The 26,949-nt window shown below is 66.7% G+C and carries 22 protein-coding genes; 6 read left to right on the forward strand and 16 right to left on the reverse strand.

What is annotated here, in order from left to right; all coding sequences use genetic code 11:
- Positions 1-264 precede the first annotated feature (264 nt).
- Positions 265-600 (reverse strand): Rieske (2Fe-2S) protein, encoded by a 336-nt coding sequence (locus AB4Y98_RS11955; protein ID WP_049469607.1) that lies wholly within the window; start codon positions 598-600, stop codon positions 265-267.
- A gap of 178 nt (positions 601-778) precedes the next feature.
- Between AB4Y98_RS11955 and AB4Y98_RS11960 the strand changes: the two genes are divergently transcribed.
- From AB4Y98_RS11960 to AB4Y98_RS11975, 4 genes are all read left to right on the forward strand, one after another.
- Complete coding sequence (locus tag AB4Y98_RS11960) at positions 779-1,060, forward strand: hypothetical protein (RefSeq protein ID WP_025874274.1); 282 nt, start codon at positions 779-781, stop codon at positions 1,058-1,060.
- 70 nt (positions 1,061-1,130) lie between these two features.
- Complete coding sequence (locus AB4Y98_RS11965; protein ID WP_132824343.1) at positions 1,131-1,847, forward strand: fumarylacetoacetate hydrolase family protein; 717 nt, start codon at positions 1,131-1,133, stop codon at positions 1,845-1,847.
- A 56-nt stretch (positions 1,848-1,903) separates the two neighbouring features.
- Positions 1,904-2,308: a large-conductance mechanosensitive channel protein MscL gene (gene mscL / locus AB4Y98_RS11970; protein ID WP_033831860.1), complete on the forward strand. Its 405-nt coding sequence runs from the start codon at positions 1,904-1,906 to the stop codon at positions 2,306-2,308.
- Positions 2,309-2,532: 224 nt separating this feature from the next.
- Complete coding sequence (locus tag AB4Y98_RS11975) at positions 2,533-3,954, forward strand: M28 family peptidase (protein ID WP_442244420.1); 1,422 nt, start codon at positions 2,533-2,535, stop codon at positions 3,952-3,954.
- A 78-nt stretch (positions 3,955-4,032) separates the two neighbouring features.
- On the opposite strand, the gene AB4Y98_RS11980 is transcribed toward AB4Y98_RS11975, so the two are convergent.
- The 10 genes from AB4Y98_RS11980 to AB4Y98_RS12025 form a co-directional block, all read right to left on the reverse strand.
- Positions 4,033-5,484: an alanine/glycine:cation symporter family protein gene (locus AB4Y98_RS11980; protein WP_312111521.1), complete on the reverse strand. Its 1,452-nt coding sequence runs from the start codon at positions 5,482-5,484 to the stop codon at positions 4,033-4,035.
- A 13-nt stretch (positions 5,485-5,497) separates the two neighbouring features.
- A complete protein-coding gene (locus AB4Y98_RS11985) occupies positions 5,498-6,490 on the reverse strand; it encodes a hypothetical protein (RefSeq protein WP_253079497.1) in 993 nt (330 codons plus the stop codon).
- A 209-nt stretch (positions 6,491-6,699) separates the two neighbouring features.
- Positions 6,700-7,533 (reverse strand): TrmH family RNA methyltransferase, encoded by an 834-nt coding sequence (locus AB4Y98_RS11990; protein ID WP_025874268.1) that lies wholly within the window; start codon positions 7,531-7,533, stop codon positions 6,700-6,702.
- Positions 7,526-9,043: an alanine/glycine:cation symporter family protein gene (locus AB4Y98_RS11995; protein ID WP_223496347.1), complete on the reverse strand. Its 1,518-nt coding sequence runs from the start codon at positions 9,041-9,043 to the stop codon at positions 7,526-7,528. Before AB4Y98_RS11995 ends, AB4Y98_RS11990 begins: the two co-directional genes overlap by 8 nt.
- A gap of 188 nt (positions 9,044-9,231) precedes the next feature.
- Complete coding sequence (locus tag AB4Y98_RS12000; protein WP_442244421.1) at positions 9,232-9,771, reverse strand: GNAT family N-acetyltransferase; 540 nt, start codon at positions 9,769-9,771, stop codon at positions 9,232-9,234.
- Complete coding sequence (locus AB4Y98_RS12005) at positions 9,764-12,889, reverse strand: efflux RND transporter permease subunit (protein WP_025874265.1); 3,126 nt, start codon at positions 12,887-12,889, stop codon at positions 9,764-9,766. The genes AB4Y98_RS12000 and AB4Y98_RS12005 overlap by 8 nt, the downstream gene beginning before the upstream one ends.
- On the reverse strand, positions 12,886-13,992 hold the full coding sequence (locus tag AB4Y98_RS12010) for an efflux RND transporter periplasmic adaptor subunit (protein WP_025874264.1): 1,107 nt from the start codon (positions 13,990-13,992) through the stop codon (positions 12,886-12,888). Before AB4Y98_RS12010 ends, AB4Y98_RS12005 begins: the two co-directional genes overlap by 4 nt.
- Before the next feature lie 317 nt (positions 13,993-14,309).
- Positions 14,310-16,373, reverse strand: coding sequence for a TonB-dependent copper receptor (locus AB4Y98_RS12015; RefSeq protein ID WP_442244422.1), 2,064 nt, complete (start codon positions 16,371-16,373; stop codon positions 14,310-14,312).
- Between the two features lie 72 nt (positions 16,374-16,445).
- Positions 16,446-16,898, reverse strand: coding sequence for a DUF2946 family protein (locus AB4Y98_RS12020; RefSeq protein ID WP_430766934.1), 453 nt, complete (start codon positions 16,896-16,898; stop codon positions 16,446-16,448).
- 611 nt (positions 16,899-17,509) lie between these two features.
- A complete protein-coding gene (locus AB4Y98_RS12025) occupies positions 17,510-18,493 on the reverse strand; it encodes a LysR family transcriptional regulator (RefSeq protein ID WP_089236625.1) in 984 nt (327 codons plus the stop codon).
- A gap of 208 nt (positions 18,494-18,701) precedes the next feature.
- Here AB4Y98_RS12025 and cysK point away from each other — a divergent pair, with 208 nt between their 5' ends.
- Positions 18,702-19,661, forward strand: coding sequence for a cysteine synthase A (gene cysK / locus AB4Y98_RS12030; RefSeq protein WP_032975199.1), 960 nt, complete (start codon positions 18,702-18,704; stop codon positions 19,659-19,661).
- Between the two features lie 394 nt (positions 19,662-20,055).
- A complete protein-coding gene (locus AB4Y98_RS12035) occupies positions 20,056-20,652 on the forward strand; it encodes an O-acetyl-ADP-ribose deacetylase (protein ID WP_025874259.1) in 597 nt (198 codons plus the stop codon).
- 71 nt (positions 20,653-20,723) lie between these two features.
- Here the strand turns inward: AB4Y98_RS12035 and AB4Y98_RS12040 are convergent, their stop codons facing one another.
- The 5 genes from AB4Y98_RS12040 to AB4Y98_RS12060 all read right to left on the reverse strand — a co-directional run bounded on the left by AB4Y98_RS12040 (position 20,724) and on the right by AB4Y98_RS12060 (position 26,660).
- Complete coding sequence (locus AB4Y98_RS12040; RefSeq protein ID WP_442244423.1) at positions 20,724-21,836, reverse strand: ABC transporter substrate-binding protein; 1,113 nt, start codon at positions 21,834-21,836, stop codon at positions 20,724-20,726.
- Between the two features lie 135 nt (positions 21,837-21,971).
- On the reverse strand, positions 21,972-22,976 hold the full coding sequence (locus AB4Y98_RS12045; RefSeq protein WP_099785228.1) for a class I fructose-bisphosphate aldolase: 1,005 nt from the start codon (positions 22,974-22,976) through the stop codon (positions 21,972-21,974).
- A 195-nt stretch (positions 22,977-23,171) separates the two neighbouring features.
- Entirely contained in the window at positions 23,172-24,638 is a 1,467-nt protein-coding gene (pyk, locus tag AB4Y98_RS12050; protein WP_025874257.1) for a pyruvate kinase, read from the reverse strand.
- 181 nt (positions 24,639-24,819) lie between these two features.
- Positions 24,820-25,488: an HAD hydrolase-like protein gene (locus tag AB4Y98_RS12055; protein ID WP_442244424.1), complete on the reverse strand. Its 669-nt coding sequence runs from the start codon at positions 25,486-25,488 to the stop codon at positions 24,820-24,822.
- Positions 25,485-26,660 carry a phosphoglycerate kinase gene (locus tag AB4Y98_RS12060; protein WP_025874255.1) on the reverse strand — a complete coding sequence of 392 codons (1,176 nt, stop codon included), beginning with the start codon at positions 26,658-26,660 and terminating at the stop codon, positions 25,485-25,487. The genes AB4Y98_RS12055 and AB4Y98_RS12060 overlap by 4 nt, the downstream gene beginning before the upstream one ends.
- Positions 26,661-26,949: the final 289 nt, after the last annotated feature.

The following is a 26,949-nucleotide window of genomic DNA, read 5'->3' on the forward strand; positions in this document are numbered from 1 at the left end:
GTTGCGGGGGACGCTGCAAGTACGTCCCTGTAAGCTCGGTCGCGCCATCCATGGCGCTCACGCCCCCGCAACCGGACCCACCCCGCCTTCGACAGATCGCCGCAATCTGCCTGAACGGCGTCGTGCACCGCTTTGGTAGGTGTCGACCTTGGTCGACACGGTAGATCCACGCCATGCGTGGATGGATCTCTGGATACCTGTTGATCTGTTGGGTGCGGACTGTTGGCTTGGTGGGTGCGGACCGTTGGTCCGCACACCGATGCATCAGGCCAGGTAGACCTGCCCGTCGCGTACGTCCACCGGCACTGCTCGCAGGCGGTCGCCCTTGCAGGGGCCGGCGATGCAGTCGCCACTGTCCAGCGCGAACGAGGCGCCGTGGGCGGCGCAGACCAGATGGCCTTCTCGGCTCTTCAGGAACTGGCCGGGTGCCCAATCCAGGCGCCGGCCCGCGTGCGGGCAGATGTTCAGGAACGCGCGCACCTGCTCACCGTCGCGGTACAGCAGCAGCGACTCGGCATCGCCATCGACCACCGCTTCAACCTCGGCAAACGCACCATCGGCAATGGCATCCAGGGTGATCAGGGCAACAGCGGCAGTCATGGCGAAGGCTCGGACGGAATCGCGCATTGTCGCATGCCTGGTCATGTGGCTAGCTGCGACATGAACACAAGTCATTGATCCGTAATAAGCCAAGGCTATATTTAACGAGTTTTTCACTCAATGACAGTGGCAGCTGCCGATACTCATGGCTCGCTGATTTCCAGCCTATCGAGCCACCATGTTCAATCGCGATTTCGCCTTCAACCAGTTCCGCACCCTGTTTGCCCCGCGCAAGCCGCGCCATCCGCTGGTGCGCGTTGCCGTGGGCCTGCTCGGCTTGGCGATTCTGGCCGCGATGGTGTTCATCGGCGTATTCGTCGGTGCAGCCATGATCCTGGTGGGCCTGGCGTGGAAGCTGCTGGCTTCGCGCAAGCCCGGCCCGAGCCGCCCGGTCGACCCGAACGTGGTCGAGGGCGAGTACCACGTGGTGCGCAAGTCGGCGCTGCCGTCCTCTCGCTGATCGACGCTGCCCGCTGACGGCGGGCCTTGCTGCGTTCTAGACTGCGGGCACTCCCTTCCTGGATGCCCGCATGTCCGATGTCTCCGATGTGATCCCTGCTGCAGCCACGCCGCGTGTACCGGTGGTTGGAGGCGGCAGCTTTCCCGTGCACCGCATCTACTGCGTCGGCCGCAACTTCGCCGACCATGCGCGTGAGATGGGTGCTGCCGTGCCCGCAGCAGATGATCGCGGCCGCCCGATGTTCTTCACCAAGCCGGCCGACGCCATCGTGGTCGGCCACGACGATGTGATCCCCTATCCGCCTGCCACCAGCAACCTGCATCACGAGGTGGAACTGGTGGTGGCGATCGGCCGTGACGCGCCCACCGGCGAGCTGGCCGTGGCCGACGCCGAGGCCCTGGTCTATGGCTACGCCGTGGGCCTGGACCTGACCCGCCGCGACCTGCAGGCCGCCGCCAAGGAGAAGGGCCACCCGTGGGATTCGGCCAAGGGTTTCGATGCCTCTGCACCGATCAGCGAGATCGTGCACGCCGGTGAAGTCGGCGATCTGGCCGCGCTCAATCTGTCGCTGGAGATCAATGGCGAAGTCCGCCAGCAGTCCCTGCTCGACCAGATGATCTGGAACGTGCCGGAGATCCTGCACGAGCTGTCCAAGCTGTGGCAGCTGCGCGCCGGCGACCTGGTGTTCATGGGCACGCCGTCCGGCGTGGCCGCACTGAAGCCCGGCGACCGTTTCAGTGCACGCCTTGAGAACGTGGCCGAACGCCACGGCGTGATCGCCGGCTGACATCACCTGCGCTACCCTTCGCGCTGTCCCCCCTCGCCCTCAGGAGAAAAACAACAATGGGAATGCTCACCGAGTTCAAGGAATTCGCGATGCGCGGCAACGTCATCGACCTCGCCGTCGGCGTGGTGATTGGCGCTGCCTTCGGCAAGATCGTCACCGCGTTGGTGGAGAAGATCATCATGCCGCCGCTGGGCTACCTGATCGGCCGGGTGGATTTCTCGCACCTGGCGTGGACGCTGTCGCCGGCCAGCATCGGGCCTGATGGCAAGGAAATCCCGGCCGTGGTGATCGGCTACGGTGATTTCATCAACACGCTGATCCAGTTCGTGATCGTGGCCTTCGCCATCTTCCTGGTGATCAAGGTGATCAACCGCCTGTCGCGCAAGAAGGAAGCGGCACCGGCAGCGCCGGCCGAGGAAGTGGTGCTGCTGCGCGAGATCCGTGACAGCCTGAAGAAATAAGGTTGGTGGCGCCGGGCCATGCCTGGCGGAACGCCATCTTGCCGCTGCGCTCGCCGGGCATGCCCGGCGCGACCGCAGAGGCATGCGAAAGCCCCGCTCCGGCGGGGCTTTCGCTTTGCTGCATCTGGCGGAAAACAGCATCCGCGCCGGCCATGACCTCCCGCCCATGCGCGGCGCTGAACGACTGTTAAGCTCCAAGGCTTACACCCTTCCCGGAGCTGTCCATGCGTCGCCGCGTCCTTGCCATCGCATCCTCCCTCGCCCTGCTGGCTGCGCCGGCCTTCGCGGCGCCGCATGCCACCACCCTGCCGCCGGCTTCGCTGGCCACCGCGGCGCAGCTGCGCGACCAGGCGCTGGCCGATGACACCGGCTGGAAGGTGGTCGAATCGTTGACCACCGAGATCGGCCCGCGCATCGCCGGCAGCGAGGCCGACGCCCGTGCCGTGGCCTGGGCCGAAGCCAAGTTCAAGGCACTGGGTTTTGACAAGGTGTGGAAGGAACCGGTGACCTTCCCGAAATGGGAGCGCCGCAATGAACACGCCGCCGTGACCGGCAGGAACCCGCAACCGCTGCAGATCACCGCGCTGGGTGGCAGCCCGGGCGGTACGGTTGAAGCCGAGGTAGTGCGCTTTGCCGATCTGGCCGCGCTGCAGGCCGCACCGGCGGGTTCGCTGAAGGGCAAGATCGCCTTCGTCGATTACCAGATGCTGCCGTTCCGCGATGGCCGCGACTATGGCCGTGGCGGCGCGATCCGCAGCAAGGGCCCGTCCGAGGCCATCCGCAAGGGCGCGATCGGTTTCCTGATGCGCTCGGCCGGTACCGATTCGCACCGCGTGCCGCACACCGGCATCACCCGCTTCGATGACGGTCTGACCCAAGTGCCGTCGGCGGCGCTGTCGGTGCCCGATGCCGACCAGCTGGCGCGCCTGCTTGCCCGTGGCGCAACCACGGTGAAGGTCGCACTGGACTGCGGTTGGGATGGCACGGCGACCTCGTACAACGTGATCGGTGAGATCACCGGCCGCACGCTGCCGAAGGAAGTGGTGGTGATCGGTGGACACCTGGACTCGTGGGACCTGGGCACCGGCGCGGTCGATGACGGCGCAGGCGTGGGCATCACCATGGCCGCCGGTCATCTGATCGGCCAGCTGAAGCAGGCGCCGAAGCGCACCATCCGCGTGGTCGCCTTCGCCAACGAAGAACAGGGCCTGTATGGCGGCAAGGCCTACGCCGAGGCGCATGCCAAGGACGTAGCCCTGCACCAGCTGGCCGCCGAGAGCGATTTCGGTGCTGGCCGCATCTACGCCTTCAACACAGGTTCGCCGAACCCGGAAGGCTCGCGCGAGGCAACCAGGCAGATTGCCGAGGTGATGAAGCCGCTGGGCATCGAGTACGCCGCCGACAAGGGCGGCCCGGGGCCGGATGTCGGTCCGCTGGCCGCCAAGGGTGGCGCATGGGCGTGGCTGGCGCAGGATGGCTCGGACTACTTCCACCTGCACCACACCGCCGACGACACCCTCGACAAGATCGATCCGAAGGCGCTGGCGCAGAACGTGGCGGCCTATACCGTGTTTGCCTACCTGGCGGCCGAGGCCGATGGCAACTTCGGTAGCGAAGCCAAGGCAACCACGCCGCCCAACGAGTGAGTCCACTTCCACGCTGTGCGTGGAGTGACTCATGACTGGGTAGCGCCGGGCCATGCCCGGCGCTACCGGCCTGGGTGCTTACTGCACCCACACGCTGGTATTGCGAACCCCCAGCAGCTTCGGGTTGAACAACGGGTCACGCCCGTGACGCCGGTGATCTTCGTAGTCGCGCAACGCGGCCAGCGCGGGCCTCTGCAGCAGCAGGATGGCGATGATGTTCAGCCAGCTCATCATGCCTACGCCGATGTCGCCCAGCGCCCACGCCACTGTCGCACTGTTCATCGCCGAGTAGCCCGTAGCGGCCAGGAACAGCAGCTGGAAGGTGCCCATCACCCCCCCTCGGGGACGATCGCGGCAGAGGTAACTGACGTTGGTTTCGGCCATGTAGTACAGGGCCAGGATGGTGGTGAACGCGAATGGCAGGATCGCCAGCGCGACGAACGACTTGCCGAAGCCGGGCAAGGCCGACTCCACCGCGTGCTGTACGAAGCGTGGCCCTGCTTCCACGCCGGGAAGGTTGCCCAGCAGCAGGCGCGCCTCGTCCGGTACACCGTTCACCGCCGGGTCGTAGACGTTGTAGAGCCCGGTGGAGAGAATCAGGAAGGCCGTCGCGCTGCACACGACCATGGTGTCGATGTACACCGAGAACGACTGCACCAGCCCCTGCTTCACCGGGTGCGACACTTCCGCTGCAGCGGCAGGATGCGCGCCACTGCCCATGCCAGCTTCATTGGACAACACGCCACGACGTACCCCCCATTGGATCGCGGTCCCGATCATCGCGCCGAATGCGGCGTCAACACCGAATGCGCTGCGCAGCACCAGGGCGATGACCTCAGGCACGCGCTCGACGTTGAGTACCATCACCACCGCAGTGACCAGCAGATAGGCCACGGCCATCACCGGCACCACCCATTCGGCGACGCGCGCGATGCGACGCACGCCGCCAAGCAGGATTGCCGCCAATACCACCAGCAGCACACCGGTGGTGACCATCACCGGGACATCCCAGGCTTCGTTCACCGCACTGGTGATGGCGTTGGACTGCGTGCCCGCCAGCATCGCCCCCGCCAGCACCGTGACCAGCGCGAACAGCACGGCGTACCAGCGCTGGCCCAGCCCCTTCTCGATGTAGTACGCCGGGCCACCGCGATACTGCCCCTTGGCGTCGCGATCCTTGTAGATCTGCGCAAGGGTGGACTCGATGAACGCGCTGGAGGCACCGAGGAAGGCGACGATCCACATCCAGAAGATCGCGCCCGGACCGCCGAAGGCAATGGCCATGGCGACACCGGCGATATTGCCCACGCCCACCCGGCTGGACAGCGACAGTGACAACGCCTGGAACGGCGAGACACCGGCATCGGAGCGCTCGTGACGGAACATCAGGCGCAGCATGTCCGGCAGCGCGCGCAACTGCACGAAGCGGGTACGCACGCTGAAGTACAGGCCCGTTGCCAGGCACAGCACCACCAGGTACGGGCTCCAGACAACGGCAAGCACGGCATTGACGATCGATTCGACATTCATCGCAGGGCCCCCATCAGAAGAACATGCCCAGGGCGACCTGGGGACTGATGATGCGGCCGGTATTGCGGCCGGCAACGGTGAATTCGACGCCGGCGATCAGCCCCAGCGACGGGCTGAAGTGGTACTCGACAGCGGGCGCGAAGGTCAGGTTGCGACTGGCCGGGCGGTGTTCGTTGATGGGCCGGACGCCACCTGCAGCGTCGGGCGCGAAACCGGTCAGGCGCTGGCCGGTCTCGCGGCTGGCGGCAACTTCCATCACGCCGACCCAGCGTTCGTTGAAGCTGTATTCGGCGCCCACGGAAAGACCCAGTACCGAGCCCCGCGCGATATGGCCCTGGAAGCCGTCCTCGGTGCCGTACACGCTGGTGCCGGAGATGGCCGTTCGCGATGGCGCCGGCCCCGCGCTGAACTGCGCCCGCCAGCGCAGCGGCCGATCGTTGCCCAGCCACAGCACCTGCTGCACGGCCAACGCGGCGACGGTGCGCTGCACGCCATCACCCTGCGCATCCAGCGGATTGCCGGTGATGCGGTCGTGGCTGCCGGTGCTGAAGCGCTGTACCAGGGCAATCGACACCGCCGGCGTGGTGCCATCGGCGCTGGGGGCCTGCAACAGGTATTGCAGGCGTGCGGTGGTATCACCGGCGCGGAAGCCTCGGCTGCGTGCGTTGCCGGATTCGGCGCGTGATGCACTCAGGTTGACCTGGCCGGTCACCCGTTCGCTGAAGCCGTATGCGATGGGCACCACCATCGCCCACGCGCCGCTGCGTTCGCTGATGCGGTGGCGGTCGCCGTTGTGGTCGAAGGACGAGGAACTGTCGACCCGCACCAGATAGGGTTCGACGTACCAGTGACCCGCTGGCATGCCGGCAGGATTGGGCGTGATCAGCGGGCCGGTGAAGTTGACGCCGTCGAGCGTGCGCTCGTTGGCCTGCGCGGAAACGGCGGCAAGCGCACTGAGTGCCAGTACCAGGCAGACACGCACCGCACTGCGAGGAGGATGACGCATGGGAACCGCTCCTGTACGACGTTGGATGGACTTCCACCCTGCGTCGCCGGGAACGGCACACCAATAAGGAAACTTTCAATTCGTCATGCCTGCTTTGCGCATGGCACTGCCAGGAAAACCGCCAGACGTTGCCCGGCTGCCGGGAAGTCCCGTTCGACCTGGAACTGCGCTGTGCGGGCACCGGTTTGCGGTGCCCGCAGACACGCCCATCAGCCGCGCTGGCTGACCCACTGCGCCAGCAACACGGCCGTGGCGGAAGCGACATTCAGGCTTTCAACCGCGCCACTGCCGGGAATCGACAGCTGCTGGTCACACTGGCTGGCCAGGCCGCGATCCATGCCTTCACTTTCCGCGCCCATCACGTAGACCAGGCGGGCCGGCAACGACGCGCGGAACACGTCATCGCCACCCTCGACCAGGGTCGCGGCGAGGCCGAAACCGGCCGCGCGCAGCTGCGCCATCGCTTCTGCATCCTCAGGCAACTGCACCAGCGGCACCGACTCTGCGCCGCCCTCGGCCACGCGTGCGGCCGCGCCGGACAGCGCCAGCGTACTGCTGGCCGGCAGCAGCAGCGCCTTGGCCCCGAAATGCGCGGCAGAGCGCAGGATCGCACCGAAGTTGTGCGGATTACCGACGCCATCCAGCCACAGTGCCAGCGCCGGGCCTTCGCCCAGTTCGGCCAGCCACTGCGCCAGCGGCAACACCGGCGCACGCAGCACGTCGGCCACCAGGCCTTCGTGATGGGTGGTGGCGGCCAGCTTGTTGAGGTCGCCCTCCTCCACCACGCGATAGCCCACGCGGTTGGCCACGCACCACTTCAGCACCGGCTGCATGCGCGGAATCAGCGATTCCACCAGGTACAGCTTGCGCAGCGCCTGCGGACGCTTGGCGAACAGGGCCTGCACCGCGTTCCAGCCGTACAGGCGCAGTTCGTCGTTGCCACGCCCCGGCGGTGGCGGGGTGCCGCCCTCACGCGGTGGCAGCGGGGTGGCCCGCGGCGGTCGCGACGACGGGCGGCGGGCATTCTTCCAGGGATCATTCACTACGGGACAACTCCAGCTTGCGTTGACGCCAGAAATCGGCGTTCTTGATGCCCAGGGCATCGGGGTCGAAGATCGGGTCGAGACCGAGCTTCTTCTGTCGTTCGTAATCGCGCAGGGCCAGCATGGCCGGCTTCTGCACGATGAGGATGGCGATGATGTTCAGCCAGGCCATCAGGCCCACGCCGATATCACCCAGCGCCCAGGCCAGGGTGGCGTTGTGGAAGGCACCGAACACCACCATGCCGATGATGCCCAGGCGCAGCAGCAGCACGGTGAGCGGCCGGCGCTTGTTGTGGTTGACGTAGGTCAGGTTGGTTTCGGCCATGTAGTAATAGGCCATGATCGTGGTGAAGGCGAAGAAGAAGATCGCCACCGACACGAAGGCCGAGCCCCAGCCCGGCAGCACTGCTTCCACACCCGCCTGCGCGTAGCCCGCACCTTCGGGAATGCCGGCCAGGCCCTGGAAGATCGGCTCAGCGCCGGCGACCGGCGAGTACACGTTGTAGGTGCCGCTGGCCAGGATCAGGAAGGCGGTGGCGGTGCACACCATCATGGTATCGAAGTAGATGGCGAAGGCCTGCACGTAACCCTGCTTGGCCGGGTGAGAGACCTCGGAGGCCGCCGCAGCGTGCGGTCCCGAGCCCTGCCCGGCCTCGTTGGCGTAGATGCCGCGCTTGATGCCCCATTCCACCGCCAGGCCCATCATCGCGCCGAACGCGGCGTGGGTTCCGAAGGCGCTCTTGAAGATGATGCCGAACATTTCCGGCACGCGGTCGTAGTTGATGATCATGATGACGATGGCCATCAGGATGAAGCCGGCGGCCATGAACGGCACCACCACTTCGGCGAAGTTGGCGATGCGCTTGACGCCACCGAAGATCACCACGCCCAGCAGCAGGGCGACGACGATGCCGATGCCCAGCTTCAGCGCCTGCGCCGATTCCATGCCGAAGGCCTGGCCATCGAGCGGACCGCACAGCGCGGTGCCACGGCAGGCATTGATGACGCTGTCGGCGATCGCATTGGCCTGCACGCCCGGCATCAGGAAGCCGGCGGCGATGATCGTGGCGATGGCGAAGGCCATGGCATACCACTTCAGGCCCATCGCTTTTTCGATGTAGTAGGCCGGGCCACCGCGGTAGCGGCCTTCGGCATCCTTGGTCTTGTAGATCTGCGCCAGGGTGCATTCCACATACGAAGTGGAGGCGCCGAGGAAGCCCATCACCCACATCCAGAAGATCGCGCCGGGGCCGCCGAAGGCGATGGCGGTGGCCACGCCGGCGATGTTGCCGATGCCCATGCGGCCGGCCATCGACATGGCCAGGGCCTGGAACGAGGACACGCCGGCGTCGGATTTCTCACCGGACACGGTGAGGCGGCACATCTCGACGAAACCACGGATCTGCATGAAGCGGGTGCGCAGGCTGAAGAACAGGCCGGCGGCCAGGCACATGAAGATCAGCGCCTTGCTCCAGATGATGCTGTTGATGAAATGTACGGTAGCTTCCACGCGCGCTCTCTCCAGTCGGCGGGTTGTGAGGACGTCCCGTCGGCTGGAAGGGACCGGTCGATTCTCCCTGATCGAAGGTCGCTGCGATAGCGCCGGATGTAGGGGCATGTTCTCCGCCGGGCATGGCCCGGCGCTACCGGCAATGACCGTGCCCCCTGCGGTAGCGCCGGGCCGTGCCCGGCGGCCTGTTACGGAAGCTGCCTGCGTACCCGGGCGAAGCGGCGCAGGTCATGCAGGACGCCGCGCTTGTAGACGGCGCAGCGCTCCACGCCCTCCTCCTGGAAACCGTTCTTTTCCAGTACCCGGGCCGAGCCCAGGTTGAAGTCGACCACCGTGGCCTGCAGCCTGAACAGGCCAAGTTCATCCATCACCCAGGGCGCGAACAGGCCGACCACAGCGGTCATCAGGCCCTGCCCCCAGTGGGCCTGGCCGAGCCAGTAGCCTAGTTCCGCGGTATGCCCGCGCTCGGCCACGCCCTGCTGGGCGCCAACGCTGCCACAGGCCTGGCCCTCTATCTCTATGGCCAGGTTCAACGTGCCTGGGGCCAGTACGCGTCCGCCCAGGAAAGCTTCGCCATCCTCGCGGGTGTAGGGATACGGGAAGCGGTCACGCAGCCCACGCGAGACGTCCGCGTCGTTGGCGTGATGCAGCAGCGACTGCAGGTCATCACTGCGCCAGGAGCGCAGCAGGAAGCCTGCGCCGTGCAGGATCCGCGCCTGCTCAGGCATGACCACCCACCGACGGCGAGTCGGCCTCCTGCTTCTCCAGCTCGCGCTTCACCGCCTCCGGCGAGCGGGTGTACGGGGCCAGCCGCGCGTAGAACGCCGGCACCACGAACAGCGACAGGAAGGTGGACAGGGTGACGCCGAAGATGATCACGATGCCGATGGTGCCACGGCTGGCCGAGCCCGGGCCACCGGCCACCACCAGCGGGATGGCGCCGACCACGGTGGCGATCGAAGTCATCAGGATCGGACGCAGGCGCACCATCGCCGATTCGATGATCGCTTCGCGCACGCTGCGGCCATCGTCGCGCAGCTGGTTGGCGAATTCGACGATCAGGATGCCGTTCTTGGCCGCCAGGCCGACCAGCATGACGATGCCGATCTGGCTGAACAGGTTCACCGTGCCGCCACTCAGCCACAGGCCAACCAGCGCACCAAGCACGCCCAGCGGCACGGTCAGCATGATCGTCAGCGGGTGGATGAAGCTCTCGAACTGCGCGGCCAGCACCAGGTACACCACCAGCAGGGCCATGGCGAAGGTCAGCAGCACCGCGCCGCCCGCACTCTGGTACTCGCGCGATTCGCCCTTCCAGTTCACCTGCGCGTACTGCGGCAGCTCTTCGCCGGTCACCTGCTGGGCCCAGGCGATGGCCTCGCCCAGCGGATAACCCGGTGCCAGGCCGGCACTGATGGTGATCGAGCGCAGGCGGTTGAAGCGGTTCAGGGTTCCGGCCTCGGCCACTTCGCTCAGCGTGACCAGGTTGGACAACGGCACCAACTCGCCAGAGGTCGCACGCACGCGGATCGCGGCCAGATCGGCGGGGCTGGCGCGGCCATCACGGCCGGCCTGCACCAGCACGTCGTACTCCTCGCCGTTGTCGACGAAGGTGGTGACGCGGCGCGAGCCCATCATCGTTTCCAGCGCCGAACCGATCGCGGTGACCGGCACGCCGAGGTCGGCCGCACGCTGGCGGTCGATGTTCACCCGCATCTGCGGACGGGTTTCCTTGTAGTCCGAGTCCGGGCCGACCAGGCCGGGGTTGTCGGCCATGCGCAGCAGGATGCGGTCGCGCCACTGCGCGATCTCGGCGTATTCCGGGCCGCCCAGCACGATCTGGAACGGCTGCCCGCCACTGCGTACCAGGCCGCCACCGACCTGGGTACGTACGCGCACGCCACGGATGGTGTCCAGTTCCTTCTGCAGTTCGTTGGCGACTTCCGGCGTGCCTTCGCTGCGCTGGCGCCACGGCTGCAGGAACACGCTGACGCGACCGGTGTGCATTTCCTCGCTTGCCCCGAAGCCGCCGGGCACGCGCGGGTTGGCGCGCACGATCGGCTTGTCCGCGCCCACATGCGGTGCCAGCAGCGCTTCGACCTGCTGCACCTGCTGCACGGTGTAGTCGTAGCCGGCGCCTTCCGGGCCGTCGATCATGATCTGGAACGAACCACGGTCTTCGGCCGGGGCCAGTTCCGAAGGCAGCACTTTGATCAGCAGCCAGCTGGCCGCCAACGCAGCGGCCATCACCAGCAGGTAGATCCACGTGCGATCGACATGATGATCGAGCACGCGGCCGTAGGCGCCGGCCAGGCGTTCCAGATTGCGGTTGATGAAGCCGTGCAGCCCGCGCGGTGCCTGCCCGGTATGCGGCTTGAGCAGCTTGGAGGCCATCATCGGCGTCAGCGTCAGCGCGACGAACGCCGACAGCGCGACAGCGGCGGCCAGGGCTACCGCCAGTTCACGGAACAGGCGCCCGGTATTGCCTTCCAGGAAGCCGACCGGCAGGAATACCGCCACCAGCACGGCGGTGGTGGCGATCACCGCGAACGCCACCTGCGCGGTACCCCGCTTGGACGCCACCAGCGGCGGTTCGCCCAGGTCGATGCGGCGCTGCACGTTTTCCACCACCACGATCGCGTCATCCACCACCAGGCCGATGCACAGCACCAGCGCGAGCAGGGTCAGCAGGTTGATCGAGAAGTCGAACGCGTACAGCGCGATGAACGCCGCCACCAGGCATACCGGCACGGTGACCGCAGGAATCAACGCCGCGCGGAAGCTGCCGAGGAACAGCCAGATGACCGCCAGCACCAGGATCATCGCCTCCACCAGGGTGGCGTACACGCGGTCGACGGCAGCCTCGATGAAGGTGGTGTTGTCGAAAGCAACGAAGATCTGCGTGCCCTTGGGCAGGGTCAGCGCGACACGTTCGGCCTCGGCGCGCGCGGTGCGCGCTACATCCAGCGAATTGGCAGTGGAGGTCTTGACGATGCCCAGGCCGATGCCGGGCTCGCCGTTGCTGCGGTAGTAAGCGCGACGCTCGGCCGAGGCCAGCTCGATCTTCGCCACATCGCCCATGCGCACCACGTAGCCATCACTGCCCTTGCCCAGCGGGATGGTCGCGAAGTCTTCCGGCTTGATGTAGTTGCGCTCCACGCGCAGGGTGAAATCGCGGTCGGTGGATTCGATGCGGCCGGCCGGCAGTTCCACGTTCTCGTTGCGCAGCGCGGTTTCCACATCGCCGGTGGTCAGCCCACGTGCGGCCAGCTGGTCGCGGTCCAGCCAGATGCGCATCGCATAGCGCTGGCGGCCACCGATGCGGACCTGGGCCACGCCATCGAGGCTGGAGAAGCGGTCGACCACGTAGCGGTCGGCGTAGTCGCTCAGTTCCAGCGTATCCATGGTCGAGGACACCATGTTGAACCAGATGATCGGGTCGGCATCGCTCTCGACCTTGGCGATCTCCGGTGGCCGCGCCTCTTCGGGCATGCGGTCGGCCACGCGGCTGACCGCGTCGCGCACGTCGTTGGCCGCCGCTTCGATGTCACGGTTGGAGGTGAATTCGATGCTGACCTGCGAACGGCCATTGGTGCTGCGTGCGTTGATCGTATCGATGCCTTCGATGCCGGCCAGCGCGTCTTCCAGCACCTGTGTGATCCGGCTCTCGATGACCGCTGCCGAGGCACCGGTGTAGTCCACCGAGACCGAAACGATCGGCGGGTCGATGGCCGGCAGTTCGCGCAGCGTCAACCGGGTGAAGGACATCACGCCCAGCACCAGCAGCAACAGGCTCATCACCACGGCAAACACCGGCCGCTGGATGGAGATGTCGGACAGCTTCATCCGCCGTGACCCTCGGCGGCTGCAGGTGCTTCAACCGTCGCCGGCTGCGCGCCGCTGGCGGGCGCGGCGTCGGAGGCTGCCACCTTCAGGCCCGCCCGCAGCTTGCCGGTGCCGTCCACCACGATGCGCTGGCCGGCCTGCAGGCCCTGCTTGATCTCGACCACGCCGGCGCGACGTGCGCCGGTGACCACGTCCACACGTTCGACGGTGTCATCGGCCTTGATGCGGTACATGAAGCTGTCGCGACCGACCTGCACCACCGCGATTTCCGGCACCACCAGGGCCGGTCGATCGGGATGGAACAGGCGCACGTCGAGCAGCATGCCCGGCCGCAGCGCATGGTCGCCATTGGCGAAGTCGGCACGCACGGTCACCGCACGGGTGGCCGGGTCGATGCGTGCATCGATGGTGCTGACCTCGCCCTCGAAGGTGCGGCCCGGCCAGGCCACGCTGGTGGCCTGCACCTTGTCGCCGGTGGTCAGCGACGCCAGTTCCACTTCCGGCACCTGGAAATCGACGTGCATGCGCTCGACGTCGTCGAGGGTGGCGATCACCGTGGTCGGCGTCAGCAGCGTGCCCGGGCTGATCTGGCGGATGCCGAGCACGCCGGCGAACGGCGCGCGCACGCGACGGTCGCCGATGTCCGACTGCATCTGTGCCACCCGCGCTTCGGCTGCGTCGCGGATCGACTTCTGCGTGTCCAGGGTGGCACTGGATACCAACCGCTGCGCCGCCAGTTCGCGCTGGCGCTTGTACAGCTGGTCGGCTTCGCGGAAGGTCGCCTGCGCCTGCACCAATGCGGCCTCCTGGGCCTGCCCGCGCAGTGTCACGAGGGGCGCACCGGCGGCGACCTGCTGGCCACTTTCAAAGTGCACGCGCTCGACGATCTCGCTCACCTTGGCGGTCACGCTGATCGACTCGCGCGCCTTGGCCGTGCCCAGCGCCTGCAGCGTGTCGTTCCACTGCACCGCCTGCACGACCTGCGCGGTGACCGGCACGGCTTCGCCCTGCCGACGTGCGGCGGCCTCCTGTTTGCCTGCGCACCCGGCCAGCACGGCCAGGCTGAGGCCAAGGGCCAGGGTCGAAGCGATACGAGCCAACATGAACAATCCTGAGCGATCCACGGCCGCCGAGTGTAGGCAAGGCCCCGCAAAAGCGGTATGTGCCAAGCGTTTACCGGCGTGGAACGGGGGCTGCGATAGCGCCGTGTGCCCATTCCATGCAGGGGGCACCGACGCAGTGTCGGCGTATGTCGGGATGTATCAGGCCATCCCGCCAGGGGCGATGCCGTCGTACAGTCGAGGGGCCTGGCCGAGGGCGCCGGGCGGGGTCGGAACCTGGCGGGGATCCGACCCCGTTTTCTTTGGACGCAGGCCTTCTGTGCGCGGCGCACCGGTAGCGCCGGGCCATGCCCGGCGGATCAATACCGGTAGTTCACCTTCATCCACAGGCTGCGGCCGGGCTCGTTGATGCGCACAGGGTCAGCGGGGAAGCCGAAGTCGGCGCTGCCGGCCAGGTTCAGATGCTCGCTGTAGGCACGGTCGAACAGGTTGTCGACACCGGCGCTGAGCTGCAGCTGCGAACTGAAACGATAGGCCGCGTTGAGCGCCAGCGTGGCAAAGCCGCTGCTCGGCCCGAGGTCCTGCGCGACCACGTTGCCCTGCCCGTCCGCGACCCGATGCTGATGGGTGACCGCGCGCACCAGCGCACCGGCACTCCAGCGCTGGCCTTCCCAGTCAGCGCTCAAGCGTGCTTCCAGCGGCGGCATCTGCGGCAACGGTCGATGCTGATCGCGGTTCTCGCCCCAGGCATAGGCCAGGGTGCCCCCCAGCTTCCATTGCTCGTCCAGCCGCAGCTGCAGGCCGGCCTCGGCACCGGCGATGCGTGCCTGCACATTGTCAGCCTGGCTCATGCCCATCATGCCGCTGCCGCGATAGGTGAACAGGATGTAGTCCTGGATCTGACCCGCATAGGCCGAGACCCAGGCCTGCACGCGCGGGCCCTTGTATTGCAGGCCGACGTCGAGCTGGGTGGTGCGCTCGGGCTGGATGCCGGTGAACGCGTTCACCGCACCTGCCGGCCCATGATCGGGCGAGAACAGTTCCCAGTAGTCGGGCATGCGCTGGCTGTGGCCCAGCCCCGCATACCAGGTCAGGCCGTCGGCGAGGTCCTGTTCGTAGCGCAGGAAACCACTGCCCAGCCATTCCCTGCGGCGCTGGCCGGCGGTGGGATTGGGCATGGCCATCATCATGCCGCCGATGTCGGCACGCTCATCGCGCACGCTGGCGCGATCGATGCGCAGCCCGCCGATCCAACGCTGATCGGTGTCCGCACCGAGGGTCAGTTCAGTGAACGCACCGTAGCGGCGGAAATCGGCGTCGGTGTTCCAGTCCGCCTGTTTATAGGTATCGCGCCCCATGCCCATGCGGCCGCGATGCCGGCTGTCTTCGCCGTCGATGCCGGCCACCAGCTGCACGTCCTGCCAGCGCCATTCGGCGCTGATGCGCCCGCCCTGCGTGCGGCGATCCACGTTCGACGCCATCGGCATCGGCATCATGCTGTGTGGGTTCGGCGTACGCAGCGTGTAGTTGTCCATCACGTGGTCGGCTTCGTTGTAGTACACGTTCGCCTGCAGCGTGTCCCACGCCCCGGGCAGATTGCGCTTCTCGAAGCGTGCGGCGTAACTGGTGCGTTCGAACGCGGCACCATCCATGCCCCGCCCCGCGTAGCGCGCGATCGCATCGCCGGCACCGGCGGAGACCTCCAGCAGGGTATCGGCGTCAGGCGTCCAGCCCACCGCTACGTCGCCATTCCACTTGCGCCATTTCGACGGAACCACATCACCGTTGCCGTCCTTGTAGTCATCGGCTTCGGAGCGATTGCCGCTGGCACGCACATAGCCCGTTGGATTGCCCAGGGTCAGGTCCAGCACCTGGTCGTTGCGGTTGCGTGAGCCGACCAGCGCACTGGCATCGGCACGCAGCCCGGGCGCATCGAAACGCGGGGTATCGCGCTCGAAACGCACGGTGCCCGCAGAAGCACCGGCGCCCCAGCGCACGCTCTGCGGGCCCTTGATGATGGTCAGCCGGTCAAAGCTCTCCGGCGAGATGTAGGACAGCGGGTTGTCCATGCGCGAGGGACACGCGCCAATCAGATTGCCGTCGTTGCTGAGGATGTTCAGGCGAGAACCGAACATGCCGCGCAGCACCGGATCGCCGTTGGTGCCGCCGTTGCGGATGGCGGAGAAGCCGGGAACGGTCTTCAGGTAATCGGCGCCATCGCTGGCCGGTACCGGCTGCCGCGGCAGGCGCGGATCGGTCACCCAGTGCAACGGCGAGGACGGCGCGGCGGCGGTGACCACCAGCGTATCCAGCGTCCGCGCTTCTTCAGCGGGCGCGGCATGGGCGAAGGGGGCGGCCAGGGCAGCGCCAAGCGCAAACGGCAGGCGCGCACGGGCGCCCGCAGCGGGGAAAGTCATTTTCATGGAAACAGCTCCAAGGTACGCACGCGCGCACGACGCCCTTGCAGGCCTCGTGCGACGGATTCGATAGGGAAATCAGCGGACGGTGGAGACCAGCGGCGGGCCACGCGCGGCATGTGCCGGCCAATGCAGCAGCGGCAGTCGCGGCTGCGACCATGGGAACACCGGCTTCGGCCGCCACAGCAAGGGCAGCAGCAGCACCAGCACGGCCAGCCACGGCAGCAGGCGCATGGCCAGCACGCAGTACTCGCAGGCCTCGCCATGCATGGCGTGCGGATCGGCGGGCGGGGTGGGATCCCTTTGCCCCGGCAAAGGGCTCTGACCCTCAGCCATATCGCCGTGATGCATGTGGGCATGGTCCATGCCGCCATGCATTGTGGATGGGGTCAGAGCCCTTCCCTGTGGTGAAGGGATCTGACCCTGAGGCGCCTGCAGCGCACGGCTGACCAGCGGCGCAAGCACCATCAACAGCGTCGCGATGAAGGCGAGCTGGAGCAGGGTTCGACGCAGGCAGCCGGTACGGATCACCGCGCTAGTGTAGAGGTGCCTCCAGAAGGCACCGTGCGACGAACCGTCGCAGGAGGGGGTTTATCGGCAGGGCTGCGCCCTGCACCCGCAGAGGCTTCAAGCAACAGCAACAGCAGAAGCTGGCATTCCGTGGGATGGCGGGTCGGTGTCGGATTGCGGGGACGCCGTGAACCCATCCCTGGGGGCTTGGCCGCGGCATCCATGCCGCGGACACCCCGCAATCCGACACCGACCCACCTCTGACAATTTCCCGGTGCCTGATGGATTCACTCCATGCGTGGATGAATCTCCAACGAAATCGAATATTCAGACAATTGATCGAAAAGCATCCACGCATCGCGTGGATCTACCGTGTCGACCAAGGTCGACACCTACCAAAGGCCGCCGGAATCTGTCAGAGGCGGGGCGGTGTGGGTAGGCAGGACCGTTGGCGCCATGGATGGCGCCATCGAGCCCCCATGGATGGGTTTACGGCGTGTCCTGCCTACCCACACCGCCCCGCCATCCCACGGAATGCACGCTGTTGCTGTTGCTGTTGCTGTTGCTGCTGAGGTTGCCGGCCAGCGGCCGGCACTACCGCAGGTGCAGGGCGCAGCCCTGCTCGACCAACCTCACACCGTGATGGTCTGGGTCAGCGATTCCCAGGTCGGCGGCACCGGCCAGGACGCGGCCTGGTTGCCATCCAGCACCCGCCGCAGGTCGCGCGGATCAATCTGCGGGGCCAGCACATGCACCAGCTCCAGCGCGTAGTCGCGCAGCACCCGGTCGCGCGGCAGCACCGCCCAGGCGACGCACTCGGTGATCGGCGCCGGCGCCGGCCATACCCGCAGATCCTCGTCGTTGGCGCTGATCGCCATCTCGGCCAGCAGCCCGACCCCCAGACCCGTACGCACATAGGTCTTTATCAGGTCCGCATCCAGTGCGGTCAGCGCCAGATCGGGTACCAGGCTCTGCGCGGCAAAAGCGCGCTGCAGGGAGGAGTTGGGTCGGGTCGAGGATTCATAGCTGATCAGCGGCTGGCGGGCCAATGCTGCCAGGTCCGGTACGCGGCCGGCGCGGTCCAGCGGATGGCCCTTGGGCACCACCACCAGCCGCCGCCAGCGGAACAGCGGCACGGCGATGCCGTCGCTGGGTTCGCTGCCGGCGGTACTGATGATCGCGATATCGGCATCGCCCTGGTTCAGCCGGTCCAGCGCATCGGCCTCACCGGCCTGCTGCAGGTGCACGCTGACCTGCGGATAGGCCTGCTTGATGCGCGCCACCGCCGGCGGCAGCACGAAACGCGCCTGGGTGTGGGTGGTGGTCAGGATCAGCTGGCCCTGGCTCTCGCGACGCTGGTTGGCCGCGTAGGTGCGGATGTTGTTGGCCTCGGACAGCACCGCGCGGGCGCGGCTGATCACTTCGGTGCCGGCCGGGGTGACCGACTCCAGGCTGCGCCCCTTGCGTACGAACAGCAGGAAGCCCAGTTCGTCCTCCAGCTGCTTGAGCTGCTTGGACAGCCCAGGCTGGGTGGCATGCACGCGCGAGGCGGCGAGCGTGATGTTCAGCTCGGCGTCGGCGATGGCAACCAGGTAGCGCAGCTGGGTCAGCGTCATGGCAGGCGGGCGATGTGGGGGCGGAGGTCCACTCTAGGGTCAATTGCCGTCACCAGCTTATAACCAAAGGTTGTTTAAGAAAGGTATCTGGTCATTTCCGGGCGTCATATGCCGGCGCTACGGTCAGCCGGCAGCCGCTGGCCTGAACAGCCAGCCCACTTCCTTTCCGCCCGCCGAGCCCGGCGCGGCCTGTTCCTGGAGCGCTCCCATGGCCCTGTACGACTCCATCCTCGACACCATCGGCAACACCCCCATCGTCAAGCTGCAGCGACTGGCGCCGCAGGGTGTGACCCTGTACGCCAAGGTCGAGTCCTTCAATCCGGGCGGCTCGGTGAAGGATCGCCTGGCGCTGGCGATCATCCTCGATGCCGAACAGCGTGGCCTGCTCAAGCCGGGCGACACCATCGTCGAAGCCACCTCGGGCAACACCGGCGTCGCCCTGGCGATGGTGGCGGCCGCACGCGGCTACAAGTTCGTGGCGACCATGGTCGAGACCTTCTCGGTGGAACGCCGCAAGCTGATGCGGGCCTACGGCGCTAAGGTCATCCTGACCCCGGCCGCCGAGCGCGGCAGCGGCATGGTGCGCAGGGCGCGCGAGCTGGCCGAGGAACACGGTTGGTTCCTGGCCAGCCAGTTCGCCAACCCGGCCAACCCGGCCTACCACCGCAACACCACCGCCGCGGAGATCCTGCGTGATTTCGCCGGCAAGCGGCTGGACTACTTCGTGAGTGGCTGGGGAACCGGCGGCACCTTGACCGGCGTCGGCGAAGTACTGAAGGTCGCCCGCCCGGACACCCGCATCATCGCCACCGAGCCGGCCGGCGCCGCCTTGCTGAAGGGCGATGACTGGAAGCCGCACAAGATCCAAGGCTGGACCCCGGACTTCGTGCCCGATGTGCTCAATCGCAATGTGGTCGACGAACTGGTGACGGTGGAAGATGACCGCGCGATCGCCACCGCCCGCCGGCTGGCGGCGGAGGAAGGCATCTTCGTCGGCATCTCCGCCGGTGCCACGGTTGCGAGCGCACTGGACGTGGCAGATCGCGCCGAACCGGGCGCGGTGATCCTGGCGATGTTGCCGGACACCGGTGAACGCTACTTCTCCACGCCGCTGTTCGCCGACGTCAATGAAGGTTCGGACGACGACTGGTTGGCCGGTCTGCCCTGATCGCCGCGTTGTCGATGACAGCAGGATGACGCCCACCCTCGCGGTGGGCGTTTGCTATTTGGGCGATCCTGTCTGGGTATTGCCGACGGAAGCGGACAGCTTTCCCCAGAAATCATAAGAGATTCACCCCGAAAACTTTCGTTTTACCCGAGTGCGGCGCTCGCTTCAGCCTGCGTGAAGGCGCCGCCGGCCATCGTGCATGAACAGCGCGGATCGCAGTGCATGAGACGGTCATGACGCAGCATCGATAAGGCGCCGCCAGCCATCGTGCATGAACAGCGCGGATCGCAGTGCATGAGACGGTCATGACGCAGCATCGATGCCCTGTCCCGCAAGATGCGGGTGCAGCCAGCGTGGGCACGGCGCGCAACAACTACAGGCAGGAGACGGACGCATGAAGATCGAAGTGTGGCAGGGCGACATCACGGCCCTGGCGGTGGATGCGATCGTCAACGCGGCCAATGAATCACTGCTCGGTGGCGGCGGTGTCGACGGCGCCATCCATCGTGCGGCCGGCCCTGGCCTGCTGGCCGAGTGCGAGCGTCTGCCGGAGCTGCGCCCCGGTGTGCGCTGCCCGACCGGTGAGGTGCGCGCAACCGATGCCTATGCGCTTCCGGCACGACACGTACTGCATACGGTCGGTCCGGTCTGGCACGATGGCCAGCGCGACGAACCGGCATTGCTGGCGAACTGCTACTGGAAGTCGCTGCAGCTGGCCGAATCACTGAACCTGCAGTCGATCGCGTTCCCCGCCATCAGCTGCGGTGTGTATGGCTATCCGCTGTACCAGGCCGCACAGATCGCGGTCACCGAAACACTCGCCTGGCAGCGCAGCCACGCCCAGCCGATGCGGATCGTGCTGGTGGCGTTCAACACGGCGACCGCCAAGGCCTACCAGCAGGCACTGTCGGCCGCAGGCCAGGTCGCCGACAGCGGGCGCGGTTCGCTGCTGTCGCCCTTGGGCGATACCGGCTTCGTGCCGGCGCATTGAAACAACGACGGATGTGGAAAAAAAAGGCCGGGCATTGCCCGGCCTTTTCGTTTGCATCCGTTGCAGTGGCGTCAGTCCGTCGCTTCAACGGCGGCATCGGCGGTCGCCGCAGCAGCAGCTGATGCAGCGGCCGAAGCGGCGCCGTCGATCTGCACGCGTACTTCCACCATGCCCGCTTCATCGCTCAGGCTGGACACGTCCACGGTGTAGTGGCCGGCCGGCAGCGATTCTTCCACGCGTGCGTTGGTGCCGTTACCACCATCGTCATTGACCAGCTCCACGTCGCCGCCGACCACGCGCAGTACCGTATCCACCTGGCTGGAAATCGCGTCCAGGCGCACATCGGCCGCACGCGGCAGGCTCAGCAGGAAGCGGCGGCGGCCTTCGCCATCGAGCATGGCAAACACACTGCCGGTGTTCGGCAGGGAGGTGCCATCACGCATGACCATGTTGGCCGGCAGCTCGGTGCGCTTGGCCGTCAGTTTGAAAGCGCCGGTACTGTCTTCATCCAGGCTGCGCACGCGCAGGGTGTACTTGCCCGGTTCCAGCGGCATGCCGATGCGCGAATTGGTGTCATCACCGCCATCGTCGTTCTCCGACTGGACGCCGTTGCCATCCAGCTTCAGCACTGTATCGAACGCCTTCGATTCCAGGCGGATTTCGTACATGCCCGCCTTGTCCACCTGCAGGGTGTAATCCTGCGACTTGGAGACCAGCAGGTCGGCGATCTCACCTTCGGCCACCATCGGCTTGCCGTCATACGGCACCAGTTTCTCGGCGCGTAGGCGGTACGGACCGAAGGCGGAGGGGCCGTCGGCATTGATGGCCACCTGGTAGCTGCCAGTGCCGTTGGCGCGGAACGCCAGCGAGACGTCGTTGCCGCGCTCGTAAACCGAGTTGCTGCTGGCCACCAGCACGCCATTGTTGAACACGGCGATCGAGCCGCGCAGCGCACCGGTCAGCTTGATGCCGACCAGCTGCTTGTCTTCCAGCTTCAGCTGGTACAGCTGATGGTGGCTGCCATCGTTGAAATTGACGCCGCTGCGCGAGGTGATTTCGCCGGACACCGGCTTGTCGAACTCCAGCGAGGGGGCCTTGCCCACGTCCGTGCTGCCGCCCAGCCGGTTGCAGCCGCCGACAGCCAGCACCGTGGCAACGGCCAGCGTGATTGCTGTGATACGCATGTTTTTTCTCCTTGGCCTTCCATGTATGCCCCACGCACTGGCCTGGCGTGCGGGAGGCGGCAACGATACCGGCAAAAGCAAACGCCGGCGTGATGCCGGCGCTGCCTTGTTCAGTTCATGCTGCGCAACGACGGATCAGCCGTTCCACTTGCCCAGCGCGGCCTGGCCGTTTTCCTTGGCGCGCTCGTAGACGGTCTTCTGTGCTGCGGCGTAGTTGCCCTTCATGTCCTTGCCCCACAGCTTCAGTGCCGCCTGCTGCATGGCACGGCCATAAGAGAAGCTCAGCGGCCACGGCAGGTTGCCCATCTGGTTCATGGCGTTGAGGTGGGCGGTGGACTGCTCATCGCTCTGGCCACCGGACAGGAACACCACGCCCGGCAGGATCGCCGGCACGGTGCTCTTCAGGCACATCACGGTCGACTCGGCCACTTCCTCGACATCGGCCTGCTCGTCGCAGCCCTTGCCGGAGATGACCATCGAAGCCTTCAGGATGGTGCCTTCCAGCAGCACGTTCTGCTGGTACAGCGCGTCGAACAGCGAACGCAGGGTGGCTTCGGTGACTTCGTAGCAGGTCTCGATGTCGTGCTCGCCGTCCATGATCACTTCCGGCTCGACCATCGGCACCAGGCCGCATTCCTGGCACAGCGCGGCGTAGCGGGCCAGCGCATGCGCGTTGGACTCGATGCAGGTGCCCGACGGAATGCTCTCGCCGATGTTGATGACCGCACGCCACTTGGCGAAGCGTGCGCCCAGCTTGTAGTACTCCTGCAGGCGCTCACGCAGGCCGTCCAGGCCCTCGGTGACCAGCTCGCCCGGGCAGCCCGCCAGCGGGTGCGCACCCTTGTCCACCTTGATGCCCGGGATCATGCCGTGGTCGGACATGTACTTGGCGAACGGCACGCCGTCCTTGGTCGACTGGCGGATGGTCTCGTCGTACAGGATGGCGCCGGAAATGTGCTCGTTGAGCTTCGGCGTGGTCAGCAGCAGTTCGCGGTAGGCGCGACGGTTCTCTTCGGTGTTCTCGATGCCGACGCTGGCAAAGCGCTTGGCGATGGTACCGGTGGATTCGTCGATCGCGATGATGCCCTTGCCCGGGGCAACCATGGCCTGGGCGGTTTCAGCCAGCTGTTCGATGCTCATGTACTTCCTGTGGCGGGTGCGGGAAAAACGTAAGTATAGCCCCGCTATCCGTTGCCCCGACGTGGAGGCTCGGATGGAACCGGTTCCACTGTCTGTGCGGGACAGGAAATGTCCTGCCGGATCGGGTCAGAGCCCCTCCGGGGATCTGACCCCGGGTCGGACCCGCGTAGCGGCTCCGACCCGACGCGATACGTCTTACAGGTCGCCGAGACCGCTGGCGCGGCCGTCGTCGCCCACTTCCAGCAGGCGCAGGGTATTGGTCGCGCCGTGGGTTTCCATGTGCTCACCGCTGGTGAACACGACGCGGTCGCCGGCCTGCAGCATGCCGCCCTCCACCAGCAGGCGGATGCTGCCGCGTGCGGCTTCGCGCGGGGTGAAGCCGCGGCTGTCGAAGTTGATCGGGAACACATCGCGCATCAGCGCCATCTGCCGGCGGGCGCCGTCGTGGCGGGTGACCGCGAACACCGGTGCCGAGGCACGGAAACGCGACAGGTAGCGCGCGGTACCACCGGATTCGGTCATCGCCACGATCGCGCGCACGCCCACGTGCTGGGACAGGAACATGGTGGCCATGGCAATGGCCTGGTCGGCACGTTCCAGGTTGCGCGGCGAAGCGCCGAAGTCGGTCTCGGTCTGGAACTGGCGCTCGGCGCCCAGGCAGATGCGCGCCATCGCTTCGACCGCCTTGACCGGATACGCACCGGCGGCGGTTTCGGCGGACAGCATCACCGCATCGGTACCGTCGATGACCGAGTTGGCCACGTCCAGCACTTCGGCACGGGTCGGGATCGGGCTTTCGACCATCGACTGCAGCATCTGGGTTGCGGTGATCACCACCTTGTTCTGTGCCAGCGAGGCCTTGATGATCTTCTTCTGCAGGCCCGGCAGTTCGGCATCGCCGATTTCCACGCCGAGGTCGCCACGCGCCACCATCACCACGTCACTGGCGTCGACGATCTCTTCCAGGTTCTCGATGGCCTCGGTGCGCTCGATCTTGGACACCAGCGCGGCGTAGCAGCCGTGCGATTCGGCGATCTCGCGCGCATCGTTCATGTCCTGCGCATTGCGGCAGAACGATACGGCGATGAAATCCACGCCGATCTTGGCGACGATGCCGATCAGTTCCTTGTCGCGCTCGGTCAGCGCGCCCAGCGACAGGCCACCGCCCTGCTTGTTCAGGCCCTTGCGATCGGACAACGGACCATCGTTGAGCACGGTGTTGATGATGCGCTCGCCCTGCACTTCCACCACCTGCAGCTGCATCAGGCCGTCGTCGAGCAGCAGCACGTCACCGGCGGTCACGTCCTGCGGCAGGCCGAGGTAGCTCACGCCCACCTGGGTGGCATCGCCGGGGCCGGCATCGGTGCTGGCGATCAGGTCGAAGCGGTCACCGGCCTTGAGATGCACCTTGCCCTCGGCGAAGCGCTCGATGCGGATCTTCGGGCCCGGCAAGTCTGCCAGGATGCCCACTTCCACACCCACACGCTGCGCGGCGGCGCGCACATCGGCGGCACGCTTGGCCTGGCCGGACGGGTCACCGTGGCTGAAGTTGAGGCGCACCACGTTGACGCCGGCGCGGAACAGATCCTCCAGCACGCCCGGCGGATCGGTAGCCGGACCGAGGGTGGCAAGGATCTTGGTGCGACGCTGACGCTCGAACATGATGGATGGGCCTCTCCCGTTAAAGGACGGAAATTAGCACATCCTTCACGTCCCATGTATACGGTTACAGCCTTGTGCTGTCTGACTCTGCGGGACATCGCACGGACATGTTCCGGACATACGCTGGTCGATGGCAGCGGAAACGCCGCCGGGCAAGGCCCGGCGCGCGGCATCGTCCAACTCAGGCAAGCAAGGCCAGCAGCTGCGCCGGATCACGGGCCAGCTGCCCGGCACCGGCCTCGGTCAGCTCCTGCTCGCCACCAAAGCCCCACAGCACGCCCACACTGCGCAGCCCGTGGTGACGGGCACCCTCGATGTCCATGCGGCGGTCGCCGATCATCCAGCAGTACTCCGGCGCCAGCCGCAGGCGATGCAGCGCCTCGCCCACCAGCTGCGGCTTGCTGCTGCGCGAGCCATCCGGGGTTGAACCGATCACGTCCTCGAACAGGTCACCGAACGGCAGATGCTCGACGATGCGGCGGGCATGCGGCTCGTTCTTGGCGGTGACCACCGCAAGGCGATGGCCGCGTGCGTGCAGCGCGCGTACCACCACTTCGATGTCCGGATAGATCGTGTGCTCGCGCCAGCCTTCCACGTCGAAGCGCTCGCGATAGAAGGCCACGGCCTGCTCCACCCGTTCGGCATCACCGAACAGCGGCGCGAACGTGGTGCGCAGCGACGGACCGATCCAGCCCAGCAGCGTTTCCTGCGAAGGCACCGGGTAATCCATCTTCTGCAGCGCATAGGCGATGCAGGTGGTGATGCCCACTTCCGAATCGATCAGCGTGCCGTCCATGTCGAAGAAGAGCGTTGCACGCTCTTCTCCATCCATCCGCGGATCGACGCTCATGCGCCGCGCGCGGCCAGGGCAGCCACCGCCGGCAGGGTCTTGCCTTCCAGGAATTCCAGGAACGCGCCGCCGCCGGTGGAGATGTAGCTGACCTGCTGGGCGATATCGAACTTGTCGACCGCGGCCAGGGTATCGCCACCACCGGCGATGGAGAACGCCGGCGAGCTGGCGATGGCGCGGGCCAGCGCTTCGGTGCCCTTGCTGAATGCTTCGAACTCGAACACGCCGACCGGGCCGTTCCAGACCACGGTGCCGGCCTTGGCGATCAGCTGTGCGTACTGCGCGGCCGTCTGCGGGCCGATGTCCAGGATCAGGTCATCCTCGGCCACCGCATCGACGGCCTTCACTTCGGCAGCCGCGTCGGGCAGGAACTGCTTGGCGGTGACCACGTCCACCGGCAGCGGGATATCCGCACCCCGCGCCTTGGCGTCGGCCACGATCTTCCGGGCGGTATCCAGCAGGTCCGGTTCGTACAGCGACTTGCCGACCTTGTAGCCGGCCGCCGCGATGAAGGTGTTGGCGATGCCGCCACCGACGATCAGCTGGTCGACCTTGCCGACCAGGTTGGCCAGCAGTTCCAGCTTGGTGCTGACCTTGCTGCCGGCGACGATGGCCAGCAGCGGCTTGGCCGGCGCATCCAGGGCCTTGGCCAGCGCATCCAGCTCGGCCATCAGCAGCGGGCCACCGGCAGCGACCGGGGCGAAACGGATCACGCCATGGGTGGACGCCTGCGCACGGTGCGCGGTACCGAACGCATCCATCACGAACACATCGCACAGCGCGGCGTACTTCTTCGACAGGGCTTCATCGTCCTTGCCCTCGCCAACGTTCATGCGGCAGTTTTCCAGCAGCACCAGCTGGCCCGGCTGCACGTCGACGCCGTCGACCCAGTCACGCACCAGCGGCACCTCGCGACCCAGCAGCACCGACAGGCGCTCGGCCACCGGCGCCAGCGAATCGGCTTCGCTCCAGACGCCTTCCTTCGGGCGGCCCAGGTGCGAGGTGACCATCACCGCCGCGCCCTGCTCCAGCGCGCGCTTGAGCGTCGGCAGGGAAGCGGTGATGCGCTGTTCGGAGGTGATGCGGCCATTCTCGATCGGCACGTTCAGATCCTGGCGGATCAGCACGCGCTTGCCGGAGAGGTCGAGGTCGGTCATGCGGACGATGGACATGGGCAACTCTTTGGCTCTGGAGATGGGATGCCGGCGTGCGGCAGACGGTCATTGTATCGGGTGGCGATGCCTGCGGCAGGCAGAGGCCAGCAGCAGGTGCAACAGCAACGGCAACGGCAACGGCCAGAGCGCTGGCGCTTCGTGGTGCTGTGGGTGGGCCGGGGTGGTATGGGTTGGCAGGGGACGCCGTAAACCCATCCCTGGGGGCTTGGCCGCGGCATCCATGCCGCGGACACCCCTGCCAACCCATACCGCCCCGGCCCCGACAGGTTCATGAGGCGGAGCGGAC

Source organism: Stenotrophomonas sp. 2YAF26 (assembly GCF_052114625.1).
GTDB classification, from domain to species: domain Bacteria; phylum Pseudomonadota; class Gammaproteobacteria; order Xanthomonadales; family Xanthomonadaceae; genus Stenotrophomonas; species Stenotrophomonas indicatrix.

Bases quoted from the DNA above. Each gene is read 5' to 3' on its own strand.
- AB4Y98_RS12060 (WP_025874255.1), bottom strand. From the start codon at position 26,660: ATGTCCATCGTCCGCATGACCGACCTCGACCTCTCCGGCAAGCGCGTG.
- AB4Y98_RS11980 (WP_312111521.1), bottom strand. From the start codon at position 5,484: ATGAATGTCGAATCGATCGTCAATGCCGTGCTTGCCGTTGTCTGGAGC.
- pyk (WP_025874257.1), bottom strand. From the start codon at position 24,638: ATGTTCGAGCGTCAGCGTCGCACCAAGATCCTTGCCACCCTCGGTCCG.
- AB4Y98_RS12055 (WP_442244424.1), bottom strand. From the start codon at position 25,488: ATGAGCGTCGATCCGCGGATGGATGGAGAAGAGCGTGCAACGCTCTTC.
- AB4Y98_RS12015 (WP_442244422.1), bottom strand. From the start codon at position 16,373: ATGAAAATGACTTTCCCCGCTGCGGGCGCCCGTGCGCGCCTGCCGTTT.
- AB4Y98_RS11975 (WP_442244420.1), top strand. From the start codon at position 2,533: ATGCGTCGCCGCGTCCTTGCCATCGCATCCTCCCTCGCCCTGCTGGCT.
- AB4Y98_RS12005 (WP_025874265.1), bottom strand. From the start codon at position 12,889: ATGAAGCTGTCCGACATCTCCATCCAGCGGCCGGTGTTTGCCGTGGTG.
- AB4Y98_RS12025 (WP_089236625.1), bottom strand. From the start codon at position 18,493: ATGACGCTGACCCAGCTGCGCTACCTGGTTGCCATCGCCGACGCCGAG.
- AB4Y98_RS12000 (WP_442244421.1), bottom strand. From the start codon at position 9,771: ATGCCTGAGCAGGCGCGGATCCTGCACGGCGCAGGCTTCCTGCTGCGC.
- cysK (WP_032975199.1), top strand. From the start codon at position 18,702: ATGGCCCTGTACGACTCCATCCTCGACACCATCGGCAACACCCCCATC.
- AB4Y98_RS12035 (WP_025874259.1), top strand. From the start codon at position 20,056: ATGAAGATCGAAGTGTGGCAGGGCGACATCACGGCCCTGGCGGTGGAT.
- AB4Y98_RS11960 (WP_025874274.1), top strand. From the start codon at position 779: ATGTTCAATCGCGATTTCGCCTTCAACCAGTTCCGCACCCTGTTTGCC.
- AB4Y98_RS11965 (WP_132824343.1), top strand. From the start codon at position 1,131: ATGTCCGATGTCTCCGATGTGATCCCTGCTGCAGCCACGCCGCGTGTA.
- AB4Y98_RS11955 (WP_049469607.1), bottom strand. From the start codon at position 600: ATGACTGCCGCTGTTGCCCTGATCACCCTGGATGCCATTGCCGATGGT.
- AB4Y98_RS12045 (WP_099785228.1), bottom strand. From the start codon at position 22,976: ATGAGCATCGAACAGCTGGCTGAAACCGCCCAGGCCATGGTTGCCCCG.
- AB4Y98_RS12010 (WP_025874264.1), bottom strand. From the start codon at position 13,992: ATGTTGGCTCGTATCGCTTCGACCCTGGCCCTTGGCCTCAGCCTGGCC.
- AB4Y98_RS12040 (WP_442244423.1), bottom strand. From the start codon at position 21,836: ATGCGTATCACAGCAATCACGCTGGCCGTTGCCACGGTGCTGGCTGTC.
- mscL (WP_033831860.1), top strand. From the start codon at position 1,904: ATGGGAATGCTCACCGAGTTCAAGGAATTCGCGATGCGCGGCAACGTC.
- AB4Y98_RS11985 (WP_253079497.1), bottom strand. From the start codon at position 6,490: ATGCGTCATCCTCCTCGCAGTGCGGTGCGTGTCTGCCTGGTACTGGCA.